General features: G+C 74.8%; 18 protein-coding genes and 1 tRNA gene. 12 read left to right on the forward strand and 7 right to left on the reverse strand.

The genetic code is table 11. From position 1 onward, the window contains the following. The first annotated feature begins 86 nt into the window (after nucleotides 1-86). Genes fdh through JUB12_RS09035 form a run of 4 tightly spaced genes read left to right on the forward strand, consistent with a single transcriptional unit; the run spans nucleotide 87 to nucleotide 6,430 of the window. Complete coding sequence (gene fdh / locus JUB12_RS09020; RefSeq protein ID WP_256436583.1) at nucleotides 87-3,266, forward strand: formate dehydrogenase; 3,180 nt, start codon at nucleotides 87-89, stop codon at nucleotides 3,264-3,266. Then, nucleotides 3,263-4,306, forward strand: a complete 1,044-nt coding sequence (locus JUB12_RS09025; protein ID WP_205699289.1) for a 4Fe-4S dicluster domain-containing protein — start codon at nucleotides 3,263-3,265, stop codon at nucleotides 4,304-4,306. The genes fdh and JUB12_RS09025 overlap by 4 nt, the downstream gene beginning before the upstream one ends. Then, nucleotides 4,303-5,523 (forward strand): NrfD/PsrC family molybdoenzyme membrane anchor subunit, encoded by a 1,221-nt coding sequence (nrfD, locus tag JUB12_RS09030; protein WP_205699290.1) that lies wholly within the window; start codon nucleotides 4,303-4,305, stop codon nucleotides 5,521-5,523. The genes JUB12_RS09025 and nrfD overlap by 4 nt, the downstream gene beginning before the upstream one ends. Nucleotides 5,524-5,542: 19 nt before the next feature. Next, complete coding sequence (locus JUB12_RS09035) at nucleotides 5,543-6,430, forward strand: formate/nitrite transporter family protein (protein WP_205699291.1); 888 nt, start codon at nucleotides 5,543-5,545, stop codon at nucleotides 6,428-6,430. Here the strand turns inward: JUB12_RS09035 and selA are convergent. The 4 genes from selA to selD all read right to left on the reverse strand — a co-directional run bounded on the left by selA (nucleotide 6,420) and on the right by selD (nucleotide 10,436). Then, entirely contained in the window at nucleotides 6,420-7,784 is a 1,365-nt protein-coding gene (gene selA / locus JUB12_RS09040) for an L-seryl-tRNA(Sec) selenium transferase (protein ID WP_205699292.1), read from the reverse strand. The two genes, JUB12_RS09035 and selA, sit on opposite strands and share 11 nt — an antisense overlap. Then, complete coding sequence (selB, locus tag JUB12_RS09045) at nucleotides 7,781-9,298, reverse strand: selenocysteine-specific translation elongation factor (protein ID WP_205699293.1); 1,518 nt, start codon at nucleotides 9,296-9,298, stop codon at nucleotides 7,781-7,783. Before selB ends, selA begins: the two co-directional genes overlap by 4 nt. Before the next feature lie 6 nt (nucleotides 9,299-9,304). Next, nucleotides 9,305-9,397 (reverse strand) — tRNA-Sec (locus JUB12_RS09050). Nucleotides 9,398-9,413: 16 nt separating this feature from the next. Beyond that, nucleotides 9,414-10,436 carry a selenide, water dikinase SelD gene (gene selD / locus JUB12_RS09055; RefSeq protein WP_205699294.1) on the reverse strand — a complete coding sequence of 341 codons (1,023 nt, stop codon included), beginning with the start codon at nucleotides 10,434-10,436 and terminating at the stop codon, nucleotides 9,414-9,416. Between the two features lie 62 nt (nucleotides 10,437-10,498). On the opposite strand from selD, the gene pgl reads away from it, so the two are divergent. The 5 genes from pgl to JUB12_RS09080 all read left to right on the forward strand — a co-directional run bounded on the left by pgl (nucleotide 10,499) and on the right by JUB12_RS09080 (nucleotide 17,026). After that, the gene (gene pgl / locus JUB12_RS09060) at nucleotides 10,499-11,146 is read left to right on the forward strand and encodes a 6-phosphogluconolactonase (RefSeq protein WP_205699295.1); all 648 of its coding nucleotides are present in this window, start codon (nucleotides 10,499-10,501) and stop codon (nucleotides 11,144-11,146) included. Continuing rightward, entirely contained in the window at nucleotides 11,143-11,718 is a 576-nt protein-coding gene (locus JUB12_RS09065) for a histidine phosphatase family protein (protein ID WP_205699296.1), read from the forward strand. Before pgl ends, JUB12_RS09065 begins: the two co-directional genes overlap by 4 nt. 64 nt (nucleotides 11,719-11,782) lie before the next feature. Continuing rightward, complete coding sequence (locus tag JUB12_RS09070) at nucleotides 11,783-13,630, forward strand: DUF1800 family protein (RefSeq protein ID WP_205699297.1); 1,848 nt, start codon at nucleotides 11,783-11,785, stop codon at nucleotides 13,628-13,630. Nucleotides 13,631-13,635: 5 nt separating this feature from the next. Next, a complete protein-coding gene (locus JUB12_RS09075; RefSeq protein WP_205699298.1) occupies nucleotides 13,636-14,973 on the forward strand; it encodes a DUF1501 domain-containing protein in 1,338 nt (445 codons plus the stop codon). A 28-nt stretch (nucleotides 14,974-15,001) separates the two neighbouring features. After that, entirely contained in the window at nucleotides 15,002-17,026 is a 2,025-nt protein-coding gene (locus JUB12_RS09080) for a glycoside hydrolase family 15 protein (RefSeq protein WP_241004474.1), read from the forward strand. Between the two features lie 12 nt (nucleotides 17,027-17,038). Here JUB12_RS09080 and JUB12_RS09085 read toward each other — a convergent pair whose 3' ends face one another. Then, on the reverse strand, nucleotides 17,039-18,373 hold the full coding sequence (locus JUB12_RS09085) for a CAP domain-containing protein (protein WP_205699299.1): 1,335 nt from the start codon (nucleotides 18,371-18,373) through the stop codon (nucleotides 17,039-17,041). Between the two features lie 148 nt (nucleotides 18,374-18,521). Here JUB12_RS09085 and egtD point away from each other — a divergent pair, with 148 nt between their 5' ends. Genes egtD through JUB12_RS09100 form a run of 3 tightly spaced genes read left to right on the forward strand, consistent with a single transcriptional unit; the run spans nucleotide 18,522 to nucleotide 22,784 of the window. After that, nucleotides 18,522-20,597 carry an L-histidine N(alpha)-methyltransferase gene (egtD, locus tag JUB12_RS09090; RefSeq protein ID WP_205699300.1) on the forward strand — a complete coding sequence of 692 codons (2,076 nt, stop codon included), beginning with the start codon at nucleotides 18,522-18,524 and terminating at the stop codon, nucleotides 20,595-20,597. Between the two features lie 37 nt (nucleotides 20,598-20,634). After that, a complete protein-coding gene (locus JUB12_RS09095; RefSeq protein WP_205699301.1) occupies nucleotides 20,635-21,396 on the forward strand; it encodes a 3-hydroxyacyl-CoA dehydrogenase in 762 nt (253 codons plus the stop codon). Between the two features lie 20 nt (nucleotides 21,397-21,416). Continuing rightward, nucleotides 21,417-22,784, forward strand: coding sequence for a wax ester/triacylglycerol synthase family O-acyltransferase (locus JUB12_RS09100; protein ID WP_205699302.1), 1,368 nt, complete (start codon nucleotides 21,417-21,419; stop codon nucleotides 22,782-22,784). On the opposite strand, the gene JUB12_RS09105 is transcribed toward JUB12_RS09100, so the two are convergent. Together JUB12_RS09105 and JUB12_RS09110 are read right to left on the reverse strand one after the other, a co-directional pair. Continuing rightward, nucleotides 22,781-23,947: an acetyl-CoA C-acyltransferase gene (locus tag JUB12_RS09105; RefSeq protein WP_205699303.1), complete on the reverse strand. Its 1,167-nt coding sequence runs from the start codon at nucleotides 23,945-23,947 to the stop codon at nucleotides 22,781-22,783. The two genes, JUB12_RS09100 and JUB12_RS09105, sit on opposite strands and share 4 nt — an antisense overlap. A 138-nt stretch (nucleotides 23,948-24,085) precedes the next feature. After that, on the reverse strand, nucleotides 24,086-24,739 hold the full coding sequence (locus JUB12_RS09110; protein ID WP_205699304.1) for a metallopeptidase family protein: 654 nt from the start codon (nucleotides 24,737-24,739) through the stop codon (nucleotides 24,086-24,088). Between the last annotated feature and the right edge of the window lie 4 nt (nucleotides 24,740-24,743).

A 24,743-nucleotide genomic window follows, 5' to 3' on the forward strand; every position in this document is an offset into this window, starting at 1 on the left:
GGCAGGATGCGTGGCGGATGGGCCGCCCCAAGTCCTTCGACGCGCTGCGCAAGCTCCCCGTGGTGGGCCGCGCCGCGGACTGGGGCATGGGACCGGCGGCGGTCTCGGGGCGCACGAAGCGGGCCGGCTCGCGCATCGCGGGGCTCAAGGCGACCGAGTCGGTCTGCCCCTACTGCGCCGTGGGCTGCGGCCAGGTCGTCTACACCCGCGGCGGAGAGCTCGTCGACATCGAGGGCAACCCGCGCTCGCCCATCAACCAGGGGACGCTGTGCCCCAAGGGGTCGGCCTCGCGCCAGCTCGTCCAGCAGCCCGGGCGGATCACGAAGGTGCTCTACCGCGCGCCGCGCGCCACCGAGTGGCAGGAGCTCGAGCTCGAGACGGCGATGGACATGATCGCCCAGCGGACGATCGCCGCCCGCGAGCGCGGCTGGCAGGACCACGACGACCAGGGCCGGCGCGTCGACCGCACGCTGGGCTTCGCGCACCTCGGCGGCGCGACGCTCGACAACGAGGAGAACTACCTCATCAAGAAGGGCTTCACGGCGATGGGCGCCGTGCAGATCGAGAACCAGGCCCGCATATGACACTCGAGCACGGTCCCCGGTCTGGGGACCTCGTTCGGGCGCGGCGGCGCCACCGACAACCAGCAGGCGCTGCAGAACGCGGACTGCATCCTCATCCAGGGCTCCTCGCTGGCCGAGGCGCATCCCGTCGGCTTCCGCTGGGCGATGAAGGCGCGCGAGCGCGGCGCCAAGCTCATCCACGTCGACCCGCGCTTCTCGCGCACGAGCGCGGTGTCGGACCTGCACGTCCCCATCCGGGCGGGCACGGACATCGCGTTCCTCGGCGGCCTCATCCGCCACGTGCTCGAGACCGAGTCGTACTTCCGCGAGTACGTCCTGCGCTACACGAACGCGTCGACGATCATCGACGAGCGCTTCCGGGACACCGAGGACCTCGGCGGCGTCTTCTCGGGCTTCGACCCCGAGACGGGGATGTACGACCGCACGAGCTGGATGTACGAGGGCGGCGAGGTCGCCTCGGCGGCGGGCATGCGCGAGCACGCCAGCCAGGCCTTCGACGAGAACACGGGCGCCGGCCTGATGGAGGGCCGGGTGCAGCGCGACGAGACGCTCCAGCACCCGCGCTGCGTCTTCCAGCTGCTGCGCAAGCACTTCGGCCGCTACACGCCCGAGATGGTCCAGCAGGTGTGCGGCATCTCGCCCCAGCAGTTCCAGCAGGTGGCGGACACGCTGGTCGCCAACTCCGGTCGCGAGCGCACCACGGCGCTCTGCTACGCCGTGGGCTGGACCCAGCACTCGCTCGGCGTCCAGATCATCCGCACCGCGTCGATCCTCCAGCTGCTGCTGGGCAACATCGGGCGCCCGGGCGGCGGCATCATGGCGATGCGCGGCCACGCGTCGATCCAGGGCTCGAGCGACATCCCGACGCTCTACGACCTGCTGCCGGGCTACCTGCACATGCCGCGCGCCCGCGAGGAGGAGCTGACGCTCGAGCAGTACATCTCCTCGGGCGGCGCCGACCGCGGGTGGTGGTCGCACTTCGACCGCTACATCGTCTCGCTGCTCAAGGCGTGGTTCGGCGACGCGGCGACGCCCGAGAACGACTTCGGCTTCGCCCACCTGCCGAAGATCAGCGGCAACCACGCGCACTACCCGACGATGATGCGCGCCGTCGACGGCGGCCTGGACGGCCTGTTCGTCATGGGCCAGAACCCGGCGGTCGGCTCCCAGAACGCGGGGCTCATGCGCCGCGCGCTGCGCGGGATGAAGTGGCTGGTGGTGCGCGACCTGCGCGAGATCGAGACCGCGTCGTTCTGGAAGGACGCGCCGGAGGTCAAGGCCGGCGACGTGCGCCCGGAGGACATCGAGACCGAGGTCTTCCTCATGCCGGCAGCGACCCACATCGAGAAGGAGGGCTCCTTCACGAACACCCAGCGGCTCGTGCAGTGGCGCGACAAGGCGCTCGAGGCGCCGGGCGACTGCCGCAGCGAGCTGTGGTTCATGCACCACCTGGTCAAGCGGGTGCGCGCGCACTACGCCGACTCGACCGCCGAGAAGGACTGGGCGATCCGCCACGTGCGCTGGGACTACGAGGAGCACGGGGCCGAGCGCGAGCCGCTGCCCGAGGACGTCCTGCGCGAGATCAACGGCTACGACGTCGCGACGGGCACGCCGCTGCCAGGGTTCGCCCAGCTGGAGGCCGACGGCTCGACGGCCTGCGGCTGCTGGATCTACTCCGGCATCTACGCCGACGGGGTCAACCACGCGCGCAAGCGCGACCCCGGCGACCTCGACGCCCCGGGTGGCTGGGTCTCGCCGCACTGGGCCTGGGCGTGGCCGGCCAACCGCCGGCTGCTCTACAACCGCGCCTCCGCCGACCCCGACGGGCGGCCGTGGTCCGAGCGCAAGCGCTACGTCTGGTGGGACGAGGAGCAGGCCAAGTGGGTCGGCTACGACGTCCCGGACTTCCCCGTTGACAAGCGCCCGGACTACCGCGCCCCGGAGTCGGGGCCGCCCGCCCAGGGCATGGACGCGATCGGCGGCGACGAGCCGTTCATCATGATGGGCGACGGCCGCGGCTGGCTGTACACGCCCAGCGGCCTGCTCGACGGGCCGATGCCGACCCACTACGAGCCCGTCGAGTCGCCGGTGCCCAACGCCCTGTACCCGGACGTCGGCGCGAACCCGGTGGCGATCCGCTGGCAGCGCCCGGACAACCCGATGAACGCGTCGGACGACCCGCGCTGGCCGTGCGTCCTGACGACCTTCCGCCTCACCGAGCACCACACCGTCGGCGCCATGAGCCGCAACCTGCCGTGGCTGGCCGAGCTCCAGCCGGAGATGTTCGCGGAGATCGACCCGGTGCTGGCCGCCTCGCGCGGCATCGAGGACGGCGGCTGGCTCGTCGTGATGACCGAGCGCGGCGAGATCGAGGCGCGCGCGAAGGTCACCGACCGCATGCGCCCGCTGCAGGTCGGCGGCCGCCGCGTGCACCAGGTCGCGCTCCCATGGCACTGGGGCTACGGCGGCGACGCGCCCGGCGACAGCGCCAACGACGTCCTGCACCTGTCGGGCGACCCGAACACGAACATCGAGACGACCAAGGCGCTGACGTGCGACGTGCGCGCGGGCCGGCGGACCTCGGCGCGCACCTCGATCGTGCACCGGGCCGAGGCCGGGCACAGCGAGGTCGGCCACGACCACCCCGCCGAGCAGCCGAAGATCGGACCGAGCAAGGCATGAGCCCCGTCGTCCCCGTCCCCCACGCGCCGCCGTCCGAGGTCTCCGTCCGCCGCGACGGCGCCCAGCGGATGGGCTTCTTCACCGACACGACGGTGTGCATCGGCTGCAAGGCGTGCGAGGTCGCCTGCAAGCAGTGGAACGACCTGCCCGCCGACGGGTCGGTCTTCCGCCGCGGCGGCTCGTACGACCACACGGGGTCGCTGGGCGCGGCGACGTGGCGCCACGTGCGCTTCGTCGAGGAGCTCGAGCCGGCCGACGCCGAGCTGCCCGACCTCGTGGCGATCGCCGAGGGCAAGGGGCTGGCGTCGGACTCGGTCGACGTCGACGGCGAGGGCGCGCCGGTCGACGTCGCGGCCGCGGTCCGGGACATGAGCCGCTGGGTGTTCATGTCCGACGTCTGCAAGCACTGCACGAACGCGGGCTGCATGGACGCGTGCCCGACGGGCGCGCTCGTGCGCACGGAGTTCGAGACGGTGGTGCTCCAGGCCGACGTCTGCAACGGCTGCGGCTACTGCATCCCCTCCTGCCCGTTCGGCGTGGTGGACCGCGACCACGACGACGGGCGCGCCGCCAAGTGCACCCTCTGCTACGACCGCCTCCAGGACGGGCTCGAGCCGGCGTGCGCGAAGGCCTGCCCGACGGACTCGATCCAGTTCGGCCCCTACGACGAGCTCGTCGACGTCGCGCGACGGCGCGTCACCAAGCTCCACGAGAAGGGGCGCACGAGCGCCTACCTCTACGGCGCGGGCGACATGGAGGACGAGCAGCTGGCCGGCGGCCTGGGCGCGTTCTTCCTGCTCACCGAGCCGCCGGAGCGCTACGGGCTGCCCGCGCAGGCCGACTCGCCGATCCAGGAGAACGTCGTGCCGGCGACGCTCGCGGCCATGGGCGCCGGGCTCGCGGCGGCCGCCGGCGTGGCCGCGGCGTTCGTCCTGCCCCGCCGCCACGACACCTCGAAGGTCGTGGCCGGGCTGGCGCTCGCCTCGGGCGTGGCCGAGCTCGTGACGGACTGGCGGCGCTCGCGGAGGCGCGCGGCGTGAGCGGCCACGAGGACCGTCACGCCGGGCGGCGGATGGCGCGCTCGCGCCGGGCCGCCAAGGCGCGCGCGGACGCGGCGCACGAGGTGCGCGACATGACGCCCGCCGTCGGCAAGGCGGGCGAGCCGGCGTCGTGGGAGCGCGCGCAGGAGGGCGCGCCCGTCGCGCTGCACATCGGCCAGTGGGAGGACGGGCGCTGGTCCTACCTCTTCGGCGAGGACACGCAGTACGCCGCGGCCGAGGCCGACGAGGAGGCGATCGTCGCGGCGTCCCGGGCGGCGCGCGAGGGCCCGCCGCCCGCGCTCGTCCAGGGCCCGATGATGAAGGCGCCGGTGTGGACGTGGGAGGTCCCGGTCTACTTCTGGTTCGGCGGGATGGCGGCGGGCGCGTCGTTCGTCGCGCTGGCCTGCGACCTCGCGGGCGACGAGCGCTCGGCGCGGATCGCGCGGCGCGTCGCGGTGGCGGCGCTCGGCCCGTCCCCGCCGCTGCTCGTCATGGACCTCGGGCGCCCCGAGCGCTTCTACAACATGCTGCGGATCTTCAAGGTCCGCTCGCCGATGTCCATGGGCGCCTGGGCGCTCAGCGCGTTCGGCGGCCTGGCCACGGCCGCGGCGGGCGCGGACCTGCTGGGGCGCCGGCGAACCGCGAAGGCCCTCGGCGCGGCCAACGCGGTCGTGGGCGGCTACCTGGGCTCGTACACCGGCGTCCTGCTCGCCTCGACGGCGGTGCCGGTGTGGGCGCGCTCCCGGCTGTTCCTCGGGCCGATCTTCGTGGCGACGGCGACGCTCACCGGCGCATCGACGACGCGACTCGTGCTCGTGGCGAGCGGGCTCGAGGAGGGCCACCCGACGCGCGAGGCGCTCGGGCGGGTCGAGAGCGGCGCGATGGTCGCCGAGCTCCTGCTCTCCGAGGTCAACGAGCGCCGGCTCGGGCGGTTGGCCTCCGTGCTCGAGGAGGGCGAGGGCGCGCGGTGGTTCAAGCGCGCGAAGTGGCTGGCGCGCGCCGGCATGGGGCTGCGCTTCGCCCGGCGGCGCGGCGGCCCCTGGACGCACCACGTGGCGAGCTGCTGCTACCTGGCGGCGGCGCTGTGCTTCCGCTTCGCGTGGGTGCGCTCGGGACCGTCGTCGGCGGGCGACGACGAGGCGGTCGCCCGGATGGCGCGGGCTCACGCGACCGCCGGCGAACCGGACGCCGACGTCCGCGTGGTGCACCACCGCTGACGCGGGTATCCCCCGCGCCATGTCCTTCAAGAGCCCCCCGGAGGTCGCGAAGGCCGGCGTGCAGGTGGGCGCCCAGAAGGCCGGGCTGTCCTGGGACAAGGCGGTCGTCGCCGGCTTCCTCGCCGGGGCGTACATCGCCTTCGCCGGCATGCTCGCCGTCGTCACCTCGGCGGGGATGGACCCGCAGGTCTGGGGCGGCGTCCAGACGCTCGTCACGGGCGGCGTCTTCACCCTGGGCCTCGTGTTGGTGGTGGTCGCGGGCTCCGAGCTGCTCACGGGCAACATGGCGCTCGTGCCGCTGGCCGCGCTGGGCCGGCGGGTGCGGCTCTCCCAGCTCGTGCACAACCTGAGCTTCGTGCTCATCGGCAACCTCCTGGGCTCGCTGTTCGTCGCGTACTTCCTCGCCAAGGAGACGGGCGTCATCACCGCGCAGGCGCCGCTCGAGCGCCTCGGGGAGATCGCCACCGCCAAGGGCCTGACCGAGAGCGACTGGCAGATCTTCCTGCGCGCGGTCGGCTGCAACTGGCTCGTCTGCCTCGCCGTCTGGATGGCGCTGTCGGCCGAGGACGTGGCCGGCAAGGTCCTGGCCATCTTCTTCCCGATCATGGCCTTCGTCGCCATGGGCTTCGACCACGTCGTGGCGAACATGTTCTTCCTGCCGGCGGCGATCTTCGCCGACGTGCCGGGCGTCGACTGGGGCCACGCGCTGGAGAACTGGGCCTTCGCCTTCCTGGGCAACTTCGTCGGCGCGGGCGTCTTCGTCGCGACGAGCTACTGGTACCTCTACGTCAAGCCCGAGCAGGGCGAGGCGAGCGGCGGCGGGACGCGGGCCGAGGGCGACGGGCACGGCGACGGCCGCGTCGCGCGCGACGAGCGCACGACGGCGAGCTCGAGCGCTACCGCGTAGTCGCCCGGGAGACGGCGCCGGCGGCGAGGTCCACCTCGTCGTCGGCGAGGGTCCGCGGGTCGACGAGCACGCGGGCGTCCTGGATGCGCGCGAGCAGCGGCGGGTCGCCCGCGCGCAGGGCGGCCGCCAGGGCGCCGGGCCCGTCGGGGTGCTCGAGCACGACGGCGGGGCCGGGCAGCTCGAGCAGCGGCAGCGCACCGCCGCCGACCTTCGCGACGGCCTCGACCACCGCGCCGCCGGTGGCGGTGGCCAGGCGCTGCGCGCGGTCGCGCAGCGTGGCGTCGTCGACGGTGAGCATCGCCAGGACGGGGACCTCGCGGCGGGCGAGCTCGGGGTCGCGGTGCAGCGCCAGCGTGGCGGCCAGCGCGGCGAGCGGCAGGCGGCCCACGCGCAGGGCGCGAGCCAGCGGGTGGCGGCGGCAGGCGCTGATGGCCTCGGCGGTCCCCACGAGGATCCCGGCCTGCGGGCCGCCGAGGAGCTTGTCGGCGCTGAAGGTCGTCAGGGCGGCGCCGGCGGCGACCGAGTCGCGGGCGGTGGGCTCGTCGCGCAGGACGTCGAGACCCCGCCGCAGGACGCCCGAGCCCAGGTCGTCGACGACCGGCACGCCGAGCGTGCACAGCGCCGCGACGTCGACGTCCTCGACGAAGCCCAGCGTGCGGAAGTTCGAGGGGTGCACGCGCAGGACGACGTCGGCGCCGTCGTCGACCGCGGCGCGGAAGTCGGCCAGCCGGGTGCGGTTGGTCGTGCCCACCTCGACCAGCCGGGCGCCGGCCTGGCGCACGACGTCCGGGATGCGGAAGCCGCCGCCGATCTCGACGAGCTGCCCCCGCGAGACGGCGATCGACCGGCCGGGTCCGCCGAGCGCCGCGGCGGCCAGCAGGACGGCGGCGGCGCCGTTGTTCACGACGAGCGCGTCCTGCGCGCCGGTGAGCTCGGCCAGCAGCGGCGCCACGTGCGCGTCGCGCGCGCCGCGCCGGCCGGCGCCGAGGTCGAGCTCGAGGTCGACGTAGCCGCGAGCGGCCTCCGCGGCCGCCCGCGCGGCGACCTCCGCCAGCGGCGCCCGGCCGAGGTTCGTGTGGACGACGACGCCCGTGCCGTTGAGCACCCGGCGCGGCGCGGGCCGCAGGCGCTCGCGCACACGGGCGACGAGGTCGGGCTCGTCCTGCGCGCCGTCCAGCAGCTCCGCCCGCCGCGCCTCCAGCACCGCCCGCGCCGCGGCGACCGCCTGGGCCGCCGTCACGGCAGGCGTCGGACGCCCGTCGGGGCGGCCGGTGTCAGACACCTGCTGTGCGAGGGCGTCGACGGCGGGCAGCGAGCGCAGGCGGGCGCGGAGCTCGTCGGGCGGCGCGCTCATCGCTCGGCGCTCCGGCGCAGGACGCGGCGGTCGTCGGGCAGGCGGCGGGTGACCCGGGCGGCGTCGAGGTGCTCCAGGACCGCCTGGGCGCTGCGCCGCGACGTGCCGAGCTCGTCGCGCAGGCCCGCGAGCGTCACGGCGCCGTCGCGCTCCACCATCGCGACCACACGCGCCCGCAGCTCGTCGAGGACCTCGGCATGGGCGTACAGCCTCCCAGCCACGCGCACCGCGCGCCCGTGCTCGCGCAGCGCGCCCAGCGCCTCCCCCAGCTCGTCCTCGCGCAGGAGGCTCGCACCGGCCTCCCGCAGCCGCGCCTCCACCGCCAGCGCACCCTCCTCCAGGGGTCGAGGGTGGCGGGTGCCAGGCACCCCTTCGACCTCGATCGAACTTGAACGGGTGCCTGGCAGCTTGCAGGCGCGCTCATGGACCTGCCGGCCGTCGCGCAGGGCGGCGAGGCGGTCCAGGACGTCGGGGCGGCGGCCGTGCCGGCGGGCGGCGGCGTCGAGGACGCGGCCGCCGCCGAGGGTGTCGGCGGGTGACGAGCGGCGGACGACGACGCGGTCGCCGTCGGCGGCGAGCAACGGCCTGTCGAGGCGCAGCTGCCACAGGCCGTCGCCGAGGTCCGAGAGGCGGCCCGGGGCCTCGCGGGTGCCGTGGTGGACGTGGACGCGCTCGCCGTGGCGGGCGCCGTCGAGGTCGAGCGCCGCGTCGAGGACCGTCGTCTCGCGCAGCGCCCCCGGAGCGGCGAGGACGTCGCCGCGCGCGACGTCGCGCAGCCGGACGCCGCCGAGCGCCACCGCGACGCGCTGGCCGGCCTGCGCGCGCTCGACCGGCGCGTCGTGGACCTGCAGCCCCCGGACGCGCACCGCCGTGGCGCCGGGCAGGAGCTCGAGCGCGTCGCCGTGGGCCAGCGCGCCCGACCACAGCGTCCCCGTCACCACGACGCCGCGTCCCGGGACGGTGAACGCGCGGTCGACGTGCAGGACCGGCGGCCGGTCGTCCCCGGCACGGCTCGCGACCCGCGCCGCGACCGCGTCGAGCGCCGCGGCGACGTCCGCCACACCCTCCCCCGTACGGGCCGAGCACGCCACGACCGGGACCTCCGGCAGCAGCCGCGCCGCCTCGCCGGCCGCCCGCGCCGGGTCGGCCAGGTCGGCCTTCGTCACCGCCACCACGCCCTCTCGCACGCCCAGCGCGCGCAGCACCGTCGCGTGCTCGAGGGTCTGCGGCATCACGCCGTCGTCGGCCGCGACGACCATGAGGAAGAGGTCGATGCCCGTCGCCCCCGCCACCATGGTCCGGACGAAGCGCTCGTGGCCGGGGACGTCGACGAGCGAGAGCCGCCGCCCCGACGGCAGCGCCAGCGGCGCGTAGCCCAGCGCGATCGAGATCCCGCGGGCGCGCTCCTCGGGCAGGCGGTCGGTGTCGACGCCGGTGAGCGCCCGGACGAGCTGCGTCTTGCCGTGGTCGATGTGCCCGGCGGTGCCGAGCGTGAGCGGGCCGGGCGCGGTCACGGCGCAGCGGAGCGGCGAAGGAGTCGAACCTCCCCGGCGCGGTCGACGCGCCGCCAACGGCTTTGAAGGCCGTTCGGGGCACCGGCCCCGGGCCGCTCCACGGCGAGGCGGGGCCTCACCGGACGCGGATGGTGCCAGGCGCGCCCTCGACGAGCCGCCCGACGACGGTGCCCGGGAGCGTCGCGGCGACGTCTGGCGCCGCGGCGGCGAGCAGGCCGCCCGAGGTCGTGGCGTCGCACACCAGCCTGGCCCGCCAGGGCGCGACGGCGTCGTCGATCGCCGCGAACGTCGCCGCCCACTCGGCGTTGCGCGCGCTGCCGCCCGAGACGGCGGACGCGTCGGCCAGGAGCGCCTCGACGCCGTCGATCGCCGGCACGGCGTCCGCATCGACCTCCGCCGCGACGCCCGACTCGCGTGCGAGGTTGTGCACGTGGCCGAGCAGGCCGAAGCCGGTCACGTCGGTCATCGCCCGCACGCCGGCACCCACCGCGGCCTCGGCCGCCGCCGCGTTGAGCTGCACCATGACGTCGACCGCCGCCTGCAGCAGCGCGTCGTCGGCGGCGCCGCGCTTGCGCGCCGTCACGATCGCGCCGACGCCCAGCGGCTTGGTCAGCACGAGCACGTCGCCCGGGCGCCCCGCCGCGTTCGTCGTCATCCGCTCGGGGTCGACGATCCCGGTCACGGCCAGGCCGTACTTCGGCTCGGCGTCCTTGATCGAGTGGCCGCCGACGACCGACGCGCCCGCGGCCGCCACGACGTCGAGCCCGCCGCGCAGCACGTCGCGCAGGACGTCGGGACCGAGCTGCTCGAGCGGGAAGGCGACGACGTTGAGCGCCGTCACCGGCGTGCCGCCCATCGCGTAGACGTCGGAGAGCGCGTTGGCCGCCGCGATGCGCCCGAAGTCGTAGGGGTCGTCGACCACCGGCGTGAAGAAGTCGATCGTCTGCACGAGCGCGAGGTCGTCGCGCAGCCGGAAGACCGCCGCGTCGTCGCCCGTCGGGGTGCCGACCAGCAGCCGCTCGTCGGTCGCCTGCGGCAGGCCCAGCACGACCGGCAGCACGTCCTGCGCGGCGAGCTTGCAGCCGCACCCCGCTCCGCTGGCCAGCGACGTGAGCGGCACGGCGGGCGTGGTGGCCATGCGCCGCAGGCTACCCAGCGCCTTCACGCTTGCCCGCCGCGCAGGTGGGCAGGATGGCGCCCATGCAGATCGAGCGCTGCCGGGACGCCGAGGAGGCCGCCCTCTACGCCGCCGAGGCCCTCGCCGACGCCGCCCGCCCCGGGGCGAACCTCGGCCTCGCGGGCGGCTCCACGCCGATGCGCGCCTACGAGCGCCTCGACGGCCTCGACGACGTCGCCTGGGACGGCGTGCACCTCTGGTACGGCGACGAGCGCTGCGTCCCCCACGACCACGAGGACTCCAACCACGGGCAGGTCCGCACGCGGCTGCGCGCCGACGGCGCGGTCTGGCACCCGATGCCCGGCACGCTCGGCCCGGACGAGGGCGCCAAGGCCTACGCCGACGAGCTGGGGTCCGCGATCCAGGACCTGCTGCTGCTCGGCATGGGGCCCGACGGCCACACCGCGTCGCTGTTCCCCGAGCACCCGCTCCTGGACGCCACGGGGCTCACGGCCGGGATCAGCGACTCGCCCAAGCCGCCGCCCGAGCGCATCACCCTCACGCTGCCCTACGTCAACGCCTCGCGGCGGATCGTCCTGCTCGTGACGGGCGAGGAGAAGGCCGCGGCGCTCGCCCGGGTGCTCCGGGGCCCGGACCGCGCGGCGCCGGCCAGCCTCCTCGCGCGCGACCGCCTGACGATCGTGGCCGACGCCGCCGCGCTCGACGCGTGACGCCGACGCACGTCTGGCTGGCGCGCCACGCCGAGACGGCGTGGTCGATCACGCGCCGTCACACGGGCCGCACCGACCTCCCGCTCACCGAGGACGGCCGCGCCGCCGCCGCGACCCTGCGTCCGGTCCTCGCCGGCCGCGACTGGTCCCTCGTCCTGTGCTCGCCGCTCCAGCGTGCCCGCGAGACCGCGGACCTCGCCGGGGTCGGCGACCGCGTGCAGCTGCGCGACGACCTGCTCGAGTGGGACTACGGCGAGGCCGAGGGGCTGACCACCGAGGAGGTCCGCGAGCAGCAGCCCGGCTGGCTGCTGTGGCGCGACGGGGCCCCCGGGGGCGAGGCGCCCGAGGACGTCACCGCCCGCGCCGACCGCGTGGTGGAGGAGCTCCTGGCGATCGAGGGCGAGGCGCTCGTCGTCGCCCACAGCCACCTCCTGCGCGTGCTCGCCGCGCGCTGGGTCGAGCAGCCCGCCGCCTTCGGCCAGCGCCTGCCGCTGCCCACCGCCGGGGTCTCCGTCCTGGGCTGGGAGCGCGAGGCCCGCGCCATCGTGCGCTGGGGCACGCCGCCCGGCTAGACGGACGTACGAGGCTGCGGCGCTCGCAGGACGGAGCCCGCGCCGGGCGGCCGACTACGGGGTCGTGGCCGTCCCGACCAAGCGCTCCAAGAAGGCAGCCAGCGCGTCCTGCGCGCCGGCGAAGCCTGCGCGCAAGGCGGCGGCGAAGTCCCGGGGCAAGGCGGCCACGAAGAGGGCGAAGGCCGCCGCGAAGAAGGCCAAGGCGAAGTCCGCCGCCGCGGCCCGCGGCGCGAGCGCCGGCGGTGGCGCGAGCGCGACCTCGCTGGCCAAGCGCCGCGCGGGCCTCGCGGCCGGCAAGGCCAAGGCCGCCTCGGCGGGCTGCGCGCCCACCAGCCGCCGCAAGGCCCTGAAGCAGGTCGTGCAGCAGATCGCGCCCAAGCCCGCTCCCACGCCGACGCCGGCGCCGGTCACCGCGCCCAAGCCGCCGTCCGTCGCACCGAGCGTCTCCAAGCCGACGCCGGCGACCCCCCAAAGCGCCCAGAACCCGTCGACCCCGGCGCCGACCGGCTCTACCCTGCCCGCCGCGACGGCGCCGAGCGGCGCCGCGCCAAGCACCACTCCGCCGGTGTCCACCTCCCCGACCACCTCCGGCTTCGGCCGCCGCGAGGCCGAGCGCCTGCTCTGGCGCGCCGGCTTCGGCCCGCGTCCCGGCGACGTCGATCGCCTGGTCGCCCTCGGCATGGAGGGCGCGGTGGACAGCCTGCTCAACCCGGGGACCGAGGCGTTCGTCGGGCCTGAGCCGAAGGTCAACGGCAAGGCCCTCGACGCCACCGGCACCTGGGGCCACGACCAGCTCCTGCTGATGGACCGCATGGTCCGCTCCACCGACCAGCTGCGCTGGCGGATGGTCCTGGTGTGGCACGACTGGTTCGCGACGAGCCGCGCGAAGGTCCAGCTCGGCTCGATGCTCGAGCAGGTCGGCCTGTTCTGGATCCACGCGCTCGGCAAGTTCGACGACCTCGCCCGCGACGTCACCGTCAACCCGGCGATGCTCGACTGGCTCGACGGCATCCGCAACACGCGCACGAGCCCGAACGAGAACTACGCGCGCGAGTTCTTCGAGCTCTTCACCCTCGGCGCGAACCGCGGTGCCTACACCGAGCAGGACATCCGTGAGGCTGCCCGCGCGCTCACGGGCTGGCGTGCCGACTGGGACGCGAGCACCAACCAGTTCGTGGGCTTCCGGTTCGACAGCCGCATCTTCGACCCGGGCCAGAAGACGATCTTCGGCAAGACCGGCGCCTTCGGCTGGCAGGACGTCGTCCGCCTCGCCGTCGAGCACCCCAAGCACGCCGGCTGGTTCGTCACCCGCCTGTGGAGCGCCTTCGTCGGCGAGCCCGCCGACGCCGGGACGCAGGCCCGCCTCGAGCAGCTGTACGTGGACGGCGGCCGGCAGGTCAAGCCCGTGCTGCGCGCGATCCTCACCCACCCGCGGTTCTACGCCGGGCCGTCGATGGTCAAGCCCCCCGTGGTCCAGACGGTGGGCCTCCTGCGCACGCTCGAGCGCGGGATCGACACCGACGTCTGGGCGTGGCTGTCGGACATGAGCGGCCAGGTGCTGCTCGCGCCGCCCAACGTCGCGGGGTGGGACGAGCGCCGCTGGATGTCCACCGGGACCTGGGCCGGCCGCTGGCACACCGCGACCTTCGCGCTGGCCACGAAGCTCATCGACCCCTGGAACGCGGGCACGCCGTACGACGCCGCCGAGACGCCCGCCCAGGCCGTGGACCGCGCCCTCGGCCTGCTCGGCAACCCCACCATCACCACCGCCGCGCGCGAGGAGCTCCTGCGCTTCGCCACCGCGTCGGTCTCCCCCACCGCCCCGGACTGGCAGCGTGGACCGCTCCGCGCCATGCGCCAGAACGCGCTGCGAATGCTCATCGCGACCTCCGGCGACTTCGCCGTCTGCTGATCCCCATGGCCCTCGACCACCGCTGCTGCACCGACTTCGTCCGCGCCGGCCGCGGCCTGCCCGCCATCGAGGCCGGCATGCCCACCCCCGCCGGCACGGGCCTCACCCGCCGCACGTTCGTGAGCCGCGCCGTCGCCGGCGCGCTCGCCGTCTACGGCGCCTCGAAGCTGCCGATCGCGGCCTTCGACGAGGGCATCGCGCAGGCGGCAGGCAGCTCCTCGGGACGCGTGCTGCTCAACGTCTACCTGCCGGGCGGCATCGACTCGCTCTCGGTGCTCGCGCCGGTCGGCGACCCGCAGTACGAGGCCATGCGCCCGACCCTCAAGCTCGCCGAGGGCGCCGGCGCGGCCTTCACCGAGGACCAGCGGCTGATGTGGGCGCCCGCCGCCGACGCCCTGCGGGTGCTCCACGAGGAGGGCAAGGTCTCCGTCCTGCCGGCGATCGGCTACGACGGCCCGGACAACTCCCACTTCACCTCGCGCCACTTCTACGAGGTGGGCGCGACCGACGCCACCGGCACGACCGGCTGGCTCGGCCGATTCCTCGACCTCCACGGGTCCGACGCCAACCCGCTGCAGGGCGTCGCGCTCGACGACACCCTCGCCCCGAGCCTCGCCACGGCGTCCAAGCCGGTGGCCGCGGTCCCCGACACGGGCGCCTACGACCTCTGGACCTACGGCGTCTCGGACCCGGTGTGGACGGCGGCGCTCGAGTCGGTCAACCGCCTCGGCGGGCTGGCGACCGAGGACCCCGCCCTGCGCGATGCGCGCACGGCCGCCCTCAGCGTCCAGAAGCTGCGCGCCGACCTCGCCCCGCTCAAGAGCGGCATCACCCCGAAGGCGACGTACCCCAGCTCCGAGTTCGCGACCCGGCTGAAGAACTTCGCGGCGATGGTCGACCTCGGACTGCCGATCAAGGTCGCCACGGCCTACGGCGTGGGCGGCTACGACACCCACGCCGACCAGGCGCGCACGCTCGCGCCGAACCTCAAGGCGACCTGCGACGCGCTCCTCGCGTTCCAGCGCGACCTCGAGGCGCGCGGCATCGCCGACCGCGTCCTGGTCCAGGTCTGGTCGGAGTTCGGCCGCCGCGCCAAGCAGAACGACACGGGCACCGACCACGGCGCCGCCGGCATCGGGTTCGTCATCGGCACCCGCGCCAAGGGCACGATGGTCGGCGAGTTCCCCGGGCTGGCGACGCTGGACCCGTACGGCAACCTGCGCGCGACGAGCGACTTCCGCGCGGTGTACTGCTCGCTGCTGGAGCAGTGGATGGGCGTCGACGCGGCGCCCGTCATCCCGGGCGCGGCTGCATTCGCGCGCCCGGCGCTGGTGCGCACCTGAGCGCCGGTGCTTCAATCGGGGGTCTCCCATGGAGCGCGCGAGCCTTCCCGAGACCGAGACCGACGACCGCGACCCCGGCGCGGTGACCCCGCCGCCCGGCGCCAACGGCCATCCGCCGCGCATGGGCGCGATGGACCCCGGCCGGGTCGAGCACCGCGACACGACGCCGTTCGTCGAGCGCACGCCGATGGCGTCGCCGTTCCCGCCGATCGCGGACTACGGCTTCCTCAGCGACTGCCACACCGGCGCGCTCGTCGCGCCCGACGGCACGGTCGAGTGGCTCTGCCCGCCGCGCTTCGACGCCCCGAGCGTCTTCGCCGCCATCCTCGACCGCAGCGCCGGCGGCTTCCGCCTGGGCCCCAGCGCGATGGGCGTCCCGGCCGGCCGGCGCTACGAGCCCGGCACGATGATCCTCGAGACCACGTGGGCGACGTCCACGGGGTGGCTCATCGTCCGCGACGCGCTCGTCATCGGGCCGTGGCGGGAGCGCACGATGGGCACCTCCACCGCCCACACGCGCCCGCCGACCGACTACGAGGCCCACCACGTCCTCGTGCGCACGATCCAGTGCATCCACGGGCAGGCCCAGATCGAGCTGCTCTGCGAGCCCATGTTCGACTACGGCCGCAACCCCGCCACGTGGGCGGCGGTGGAGAACGACCCGTACGCGCTGGACGCCACCGACGGCACCCGGACGCTGCGGCTGATGAGCGACCTCAACATGGGCGTCGAGGGCGGCATGGTCCGCGCGCGCCACCGCCTCGAGAAGGGCGAGACGCGCTTCTGCGCGCTGTCGTGGTCGCGGCTGCTCGACGGCCCGCGCACGGCCGAGCAGGCCACCCAGGCGCTGCAGTCGACCTCGGAGTACTGGCGCGGCTGGATCGCGGACGGCAAGTTCCCCGACCACCGCTGGCGCGGCCACCTCGAGCGCAGCGCGCTGACCCTGAAGGGCCTCACCTACGCGCCGACCGGCGCCCTGGTCGCCGCGCCGACGACGTCGCTGCCCGAGACCCCGGGCGGCACCCGCAACTGGGACTACCGCTTCACCTGGATGCGCGACGCGACGTTCACCCTGTGGGGGCTGCACTCGCTCGGCCTCAACTGGGAGGCCGACGACTTCATCCAGTTCGTCGCCGACCTCGGCCGCGACGAGGACGGCGCCCTGCAGATCATGTACGGCATCGGCGGCGAGCGCACGCTCGAGGAGTCGACGCTCGACCACCTCACGGGCTACGAGGGCGCGCGGCCGGTGCGCATCGGCAACGACGCCTACCACCAGCGCCAGAACGACGTCTTCGGCGCGGTGCTGGACTCCCTGTGGCTGCACGCCAAGGAGTACGGCCACAACTCCGCGCGGCTGTGGCCGGTCATCCACGACCAGGTCGAGCAGGCCATCGCGAGCTGGCAGCTGCCCGACCAGGGCATCTGGGAGGCCCGCTCGGAGCCCAAGCACTACGTCTCGAGCAAGCTCATGTGCTGGGTGGCGCTCGACCGCGGTGCGCGCCTGGCCGGCCGGCGCGGCAAGGAGGACCTCGCCGACCGCTGGCGCCTCGTGGCCAACCAGATCCACGCCGAGATCTGCGAGAAGGGCGTCGACGACCGCGGCGTGTTCACCCAGGCCTACGGCACGAACGCCCTCGACGCGTCGAACCTCCTCATCCCGCTCGTGCGCTTCCTGCCCCACGACGACGAGCGGGTGCGCAACACCGTCCTGGCCATCGCCGACGAGCTCACGGAGAACGGCCTGGTCCTGCGCTACCGCGTCGGGGAGACCGACGACGGCGTGGGCGGCGAGGAGGGCACGTTCCTCATCTGCTCGTTCTGGCTCGTGAGCGCGCTGCTGGAGATCGGCGAGCGCAAGCGCGGCCGCCAGCTCTGCGAGCGGCTGCTCTCGCACTCGTCGTCGCTGGACCTCTACGCGGAGGAGCTCGACGCGGCCACGGGACGCCACCTGGGCAACTTCCCGCAGGCGTTCACGCACCTCGCGCTCATCAACGCGGTCATGCACGTGATCCGCGACGAGGAGCTCAACCCGCTCGCCACGTCCACGTAGGCCGCGCGTCCGCTAGGCGCTCAGCAGGACCGGCGCCGCGGAACCGCGGTCGAGCTTGACCACGATCGCCACGCGGCGGCTGTGGCCGGGCCGGCCGACCCAGAGCCTGAACCGCCGGTCCCTGGGGAGGCGGACGGTCCGGGTGACCTTGCGGTCGCCGTGGCTCACGGTGACGGCGAGCTTCGCGCCGGCGGTCCTGCCCGGGCCGGTCACGGAGCCCTCGATGCGCACGCGGCTGCCCTTGCGCTGGGCCTTCGCGTGGACGACGAGCTTGGGCTTGGCCCCGATGCGCGAGCTGAGCGCGGCGGCGGCCTGCCCGACGTCGGCGCCCGGCGGGCGGCCGAAGGCCTGGGCGAAGCGCAGCCGGCCGTCGGCCCCGATGGCGATGCCGACCCCGAGCTCGGTGAAGGCCGGGTCGAGCAGCGTGTGGCGGTGCGTCGGACTGGCCATCCACGCCTGGATGACCTCGTAGGCCGTGCTCTGGCCCCAGGCGAGGTTCTCGCCCCACGCGGCAGCGGCGTAGCCGACGGTCGCCAGGCGGTCCTCGAACGTCACGCCCGCCGGCGTGGGCGGCGGGGCGTTGTGCGCGAAGAAGCCGCGGCGCGCCATGTCGGCGGCGTGGCCCTCGGCCTCCTGGTCGAGCTGGCCGTCGACGCCGAGGCGCCCGTCCATCCCCGCCTCGCGGCGCTGCGCGTCGGTGAGGCAGCGCAGGGCCGCCTCGACGCGCGCCCTCGTGGCGGCGGAGAACTCGAGGCCGGCGTCGTCGCAGACCGTCGGCGGGACGGGGACCTTGGCCGAGGCGGGCAGCGCGGCGTCCAGCGCCTTGGCGTTCGCGGCGCTCTGGCTCGTGCCCGTCGAGGTGTTCGGGCGGCTCGTGGTGCCGCCGGTCGGGCTCGGGGACGGGATGCCGCTCGAGCCCGCGTACGGGTCGCTCTGGGGGCCCGAGCCGGGCTTGCCGGGCTTGCCCGAGCCGCTGGGCACCGTCGTCGTGGGCGTCGTCGACGTGGTCGTCGTCGGCGGCGGCGGGTCCTGCGTCGTCGTGGTCGGCGGCGGCGGGTCCTGCGTCGTGGTCGTCGTCGGCGGCGGGTCCGGCGTCGTCGTCGTGGTGCCCGTGGTCGTGGTCGTGGGGTCCGTCGTCGTCGTGGTCGACGGGTCGGTCGTCGTGCCGGTGGTCGGGCAGGTCGACGGGTCGGTCGCCGTGTCCGTGCAGGTCGGCGGCGCGTCGTCGGCCGCGGCCATGCCGACCGCGAGCCCGGCACCGCCCACCGCGGCCCCACTGACGACGAGCGCGATCGACGTCGCGCGGCGCAGGCGCCCCGCCTGGCCCTTCCCTGGGTGACCCCCCACGGCCGGGATGGTCGCAGAGGTCCGCGGGGCACGGGTACGGCTGACCACACGATCGTCACCACGCCAGGCATCTCCCTGGTCGAGCGCCGACGCGCCAACTCCGCAATCCGGACTGGATCTGACCGCGAAGAGCTTGAGGATGTCCAGCATGCTCGGGGCGGCGAAGACGGCGACGTGCGAGCTCGAGGACGTGCGGGAGCGCACCCTCGGCCTGGTGGCGCACCTGAGCGACGCCGAGCTCGAGCGCCAGGTCACGCCGTTCATGTCGCCGCTGGTGTGGGACCTCGCCCACATCGCCGCCTTCGAGGAGCTCTGGCTGGCCCATCGCCACGGCGGCCTGCCCCTCCTGCACCCGGAGCTCGCGGCGACCTACGACGCCTTCGAGACGCCGCGCGCCGTGCGCGGCGAGGTCGAGCACCTCGACCCGGCCGGCGCCCGGGCCTACCTCGGCGAGGTCCGGGCGCGGGTGCGCGAGGTCCTCGAGCGCCGCGGCCCCGACCCCGTGCTGCACGAGCTCGTCCTGCGCCACGAGCTCCAGCACACCGAGACGATGCTGCAGGCCATGCGCCTGGGCGGCCTGCTGCCGCCCGGCTTCGGCCACCTCGCCGCCCTGGCCGGGCCGTCGGACTGGGTCGAGGTCCCGGCCGCGACCGCCACGATCGGCGCGGGGACCGACGGCTTCTCCTACGACAACGAGCGGCCGCGCCACCCGGTCGAGCTCGGGGCCTTCGAGATCGCCCGCCGGCCCGTCACCAACGGCGCCTGGCTCGAGTTCACCGCCGACGGCGGCTACGCGCGGCGCGAGCTGTGGAGCGCCGAGGGGTGGGCGTGGCGGGCCGCCGAGGGCGTCGAGGGCCACGTCGACGCCCACCTCGAGGACCCGCTGGCGCCGGTCTGCTGCGTCAGCGCGCACGAGGCCGACGCGTTCGCCCGCTGGGCCGGCGCGCGCCTGCCCACGGAGGCCGAGTGGGAGCACGCGGCGGCCACGGGCGCCGTGGAGGACACGGGCCTGGTGTGGGAGTGGACGTCGAGCACGTTCGGCGGCTACCCCGGCTTCGTCGCCGAGCCCTACCGCGAGTACTCGGAGGTCTTCTTCGACGACGGCTACCGCGTCCTGCGCGGCGGCTCGTGGGCCACCGACCCGCGGGTGGCCGGGACCACGTTCCGCAACTGGGACCTCCCGGTGCGCCGCCAGCTCTTCGCCGGCCTGCGCCTGGCGCGCGACCCGCAGACCCCGACGTGCTCGCGCGACGGCGCCGTCACGATCCGCCAGCTCCTGGGCCGCGACGACGAGCGCGCGCTGGCCGACGACGCGCTCGACGGGCTCACCCAGCCCTTCAAGGAGCTCGCGCCCAAGCACCTCTACGACGCGCGCGGCGCGGAGCTGTTCGACGCGATCTGCGACCTGCCCGAGTACTACCCGACGCGCGCCGAGCGCCGGCTGCTCGAGGTCCACAGCGCCACGATCGCCCGGCGCACCGCAGCGACGGAGCTCGTCGAGCTCGGCTCGGGGACCGCGGCCAAGAGCCGCCTGCTGCTGCGGGCGATGCACGAGGCGGGCCGCCTGCGCCGCTACGTGCCGATCGACGTGACCGAGTCGATGGTCCGGCGCACGGGCGAGGAGCTCGTGGACGAGCTGCCCGGCCTCGAGGTCCACGGCATCGTGGGCGACTTCGAGCGCCACCTCGGCCACGTGCCCGCCACCCTCGGCGACCGCCTCGTCGCGTTCCTCGGCGGGACGATCGGCAACTTCACGCCCGGCACGCGACGGCGCTTCCTGCGCCGGCTGGCCCAGCTCGCCGGGCCCCAGGGCCGGCTGCTCGTCGGCTGCGACCTCGTCAAGGACGTCGCGACCGTCGAGGCGGCCTACGACGACGCGGCGGGGGTCACGGCGCAGTTCAACCGCAACGCGCTGCACGTCCTGAACCGGGAGCTGGGGGCGGACTTCGACGTCGACGCCTTCGAGCACGTCGCGTTCTTCGACCGCGAGCACGAGTGGATCGAGATGCGCCTGCGCGCGACGCGGCCGATGCGCGTCCACGTGGCGGCGCTCGACCTCGACGTGCACTTCGCCGCGGGCGAGGAGCTGCGCACGGAGATCAGCGCGAAGTTCACGCCGCAGCGTCTCGAGGCCGACCTCGCCGCCGCGGGGCTCGAGCTCGAGGAGCTCTTCGTCGACGAGGAGGGCTTCGCGCTGGCGCTCGCGCGCCGCGCGGCGAAGTAGGAAGTGGCGCGCGCCACTCCTCGTCTAGGGTGGCGCCATGGACATCGAAGGCTGCGGCGCGCTCGTCTCGGGCGGCGCCTCCGGACTGGGCGAGGCCACGGTCCGCCACCTGCACGAGCGCGGCGCGACGGTCGTCATCGCTGACGTCAACGCCGAGAAGGGCGAGGCCCTCGCCGGCGAGCTGGGCTGCGCGTTCGTGCCCTGCGACGTGCGGGAGGAGGCGCCCGTGCAGGCCGCGGTCGACAAGGTCGTCGAGGAGGCCGGCGGCATCCACGTCGCCGTCTCCTGCGCCGGCACCGGCCTGCCTCTCAAGCTCGCCTCGTCCAAGGGCCCGCACCCGCTGGACGCCTTCAAGGTCATCATCGACATCAACCTCGTCGGCACGTTCAACGTCATGCGCCTGGCGTCGTTCAAGATGTTCGACAACGCCCCGAACGCCAGCGGTGAGCGCGGCGTCCTCGTGCAGACCGCCTCCGTCGCCGCCTTCGAGGGCCAGGTCGGCCAGGTCAACTACTCCGCGTCGAAGGGCGCGATCGTCGGCATGACGCTCCCGGCCGCGCGCGACCTCGCGCCGAAGGGCATCCGCGTCTGCACGATCGCCCCCGGTCTGTTCAACACGCCGCTGCTGGCCGCCCTGCCCGAGGAGGCCAAGGAGTCGCTGGGCAAGCAGGTCCCGTTCCCGCCGCGCCTCGGTGAGCCGTCGGAGTACGCGCAGCTCGTCGGCTCCATCGTCACCAACCCGATGCTCAACGGCGAGACGATCCGCCTCGACGGCGCGATCCGCATGCAGCCCAAGTAGGTCTAGGCTCGCGGCCAGCGATGGCCGAGCCGCTCTCCCCCGCCGACCGCTCCTCCCTGGCCGCCGAGCAAGGCCCGGTGAGCATGGCGGTCGGCGGGGTGATGGTCCTGGAGGCGGGGCCGGGCCTCCACCACGACCGGGTGCTCGAGCGCGTCCGCTCGCGCCTGCACCTCATCCCGCGCTACCGCCAGCGCCTGCGCCAGCCGGCCCCCGGGGTGACGAACCCGGTCTGGGTCGACGACGACCACTTCGACCTCGGCTGGCACGTGCGCCGCGCCGCCCTGCCGCCCGGCTCGGGCGAGACGGCGCTCGCTGAGCTCGTCGGCATCGAGATGTCGCGCAAGCTCGATCGCAGCCGGCCGCTGTGGGAGCTGACGGTCGTCGACGGCCTGGAGGGCGGGCGCGCCGCCCTGCTGGCCAAGATGCACCACGCGCTCGTCGACGGCGTGGCGGCCGTCGACATCGGGACCGTCCTGCTCGACCCGTCGCCGGAGCCGCTGGACCTCCCGGCGCCCGAGGGCGACTGGCAGCCGCGTCCGTACGACCGCCGCCGCCACCTCGCGCGCCTCGCCAGCACGCCGGCGGTGCAGGCCACGAAGCTCCTGCGCGACTCGGCCCAGCGCGCGCTGGCGACGACCGACCCGCGCCGGGCGGTCGACGACCTGCGCGGCGCCACCGAGCTCCTGGTCCAGCTGGCCCGCACCCGGCCCGCCGCGCCGATGACGTCGCTGAACGACGGCATCGGACCCAACCGCCGCTTCGCGATGGTGCGGGCCCCGCTGGCCGGGGTCAAGGCGGCGGGCAAGGCAGGCGGCGGGACGGTGAACGACGCGCTGCTGGCCGCCGTCGCCGGGATGCTGCGCCGGACGGTGGACAGCGGCGGCCGCGAGCCGGTGGTCCTCGTCCCGGTGTCGGTGCGCCGCGAGGGCGAGTCGGGCGGCAACCGCATCTCGACGGTCCTCGTCGACCTGCCCACGGACGTCGACGACCCGCTCGAGCGCGTCCAGGCGGTGCGCGGCGCGACCGAGCGGCTGAAGGGCTCGGCCGCGGTGCGGGCGGGCGCGCTGCTGGTGGGCGCCAGCGGCTGGGCGCCGCCGCTGGTGTCCTCGACGCTGGCGCGCGCGATGAGCGGCGTGCGCGCGTTCAACCTCGTCGTGTCCAACGTGCCGGGCCCGCAGCAGCCGTTCTATCTCAACGGCTGCCGCGTGCTGGCGGCCCATCCCGCCGTGCCGCTGAACCCGTCGAGCCAGGGGCTCACCGTCGGGATCATCAGCTACGACGGCCAGGTGTGCTTCGGCCTGCTGGCCGACCGGGACCTGGACCCGCCGCTCGCCGAGCTCGACGCCGCCCTGCGCGCCGCGCTCGACGAGCTGCTGGCTGCTGCCTAGGAGAGGCGCTCCACGAGCATGGCCTCGCCCTGGCCCTGGGCGACGCACATCGTCTCGAGGCCGATGGTGCCGTCGAGCGTCTCGAGGTCGTTCAGGAGCGTGGTCATGATGCGGGCGCCCGTCATCCCGAACGGGTGGCCCAGGGCGATCGCGCCGCCGTGCGGGTTGAGCTTGTCCATGTCGAAGCCGACCTCGTCGGCGATCGGCAGGACCTGGGCGGCGAACGCCTCGTTGAGCTCGTAGACGTCGACGTCGCCGATGCTCATGCCGGCGCGCTGCAGCGCCTTCTTGATCGCGCCGATCGGCGCGACGCCCATGAGCTCGGGCTCGTTGCCCCAGGTGGCCGCGGTGATGACGCGGGCGCGCGGCTTGAGGCCGAGCTCCTTGGCCTTCGTGTCGCTCATGACGAGCACGGCGGCGGCGCCGTCGTTGAGCGGGCAGGCGTTGCCGGCCGTGACCGTGCCGTCCTCCTTGAAGGCCGGCTTGAGCGAGCCGAGCTTCTCGAGGGTCGTGCCGGGCCGGGGACCGTCGTCCTTGGCCACCACGGTGCCGTCGGGCAGCGTGACCGGGACGATCTCGCGGTCGAAGACGCCGTTCTCCTGCGCGGCGACGGCGAGGTCCTGCGAGCGCTTGGCGAACTCGTCCTGCTGCTCACGCGAGACGCCGTACTTCTCGGCGACGTTCTCGGCGGTCAGGCCCATGGCGATGTACGCGTTGGGCTGGCCGGGCTCCTTGCCCTGCAGCGCCTCGTTCTGGTCCTCGGGGTGCGCGGCCTCCTGGGAGCCCGTGTAGCGCGAGACGAACTCGACGCCGGCGGCGATGTACACGTCGCCCTGGCCGGCGACGACGGCGTTCGCGGCCTGCTTGATCGTCTCGAGCGACGAGGCGCAGTAGCGCGAGACCGTCACGCCGTTGGTCTCCTGGCCGAGCTTCTCGCTCAGCAGGACGGCGATGCGGCCGATGTTGTTGGCCTGCAGCCCCTGCGGGAGGCCACAGCCCATGATCACGTCCTCCACCAGCGCGGGATCGACGCCGGGGTTGCGCTCGAGCAGCTGGTCGAGCACGTAGGCCGCGGTCTCGTCGGGGCGCAGCTGGGCGAGCGAGCCCTTGAAGGCGCGGCCGATCGGCGTGCGGACGGCGTCGACGATGACAGCCTCAGGCATGGTGTCCTGGTTCTCCTTGAGAGTGTGAGGATGCTCGGCGGTCGCACTCCACGAGCAGGTTTATCCCCCGGCGGTCGCACTCCACGGGGCCTTGTACGCGGCGGAGGGTACCCCGCGCGCGCTTGACGCCCTGTCGAGCTAGAGCCCGAGGTCGCGCACGCCGAGCTCGTCGAAGCCGACGTGGTGGGCGAGCTCGTGGCGCACGGTGATGGTGACCTGCTCGCGCAGGAGCTCCGGGTCGTGTCCGAAGTCGCGACGCAGCGTGTCGCGGTAGATCACGATGCGGTCCGGGACGTCGTCGCGGTGCGCGCCGTCGCCGTGGTAGAGGCCGTAGGCGCGGCGCTTGCGCCCGCCGTCGGAGATGACGACGGCGACGTTGCGCTGCAGCGCCTGCTGGAGGAGGTCCGGGAGGTCGTCGAGCGCGTCGCGCACGAGCTCCTCGAAGTCCTCGTCGTCGTAGGGGTCGAGGTCCAGGAAGTCGGTCTCGTCGGGCTCGTAGGCGATGCCCTCCCGGGCCAGGCGCTCGGAGCGCAGCACGATGCGCTCGAACTCGGCCTCGGACTCGGGCTCCTCCCACCCGGCCATCCGCACGCCGATGAAGCCCATCGCGCCGAAGAGCGCGGCGGCGGCGACGACCACGACGCCCGCCGTCTCGATGATCCGCATGAGCGGCTGGCTCGAGAAGCCGCCCTGGAGCACGACGATCGTCGTCAGGCCGAGGCTCATCGCCACGGCGGCGGCGAGGAGCGTCGTGCGCAGCCCTGGCGGGCGATGGAAGGGGCGGCCGAGCATGACG

The sequence above is a fragment of the Conexibacter sp. SYSU D00693 genome, from assembly GCF_017084525.1.
Classification (GTDB): domain Bacteria; phylum Actinomycetota; class Thermoleophilia; order Solirubrobacterales; family Solirubrobacteraceae; genus Baekduia.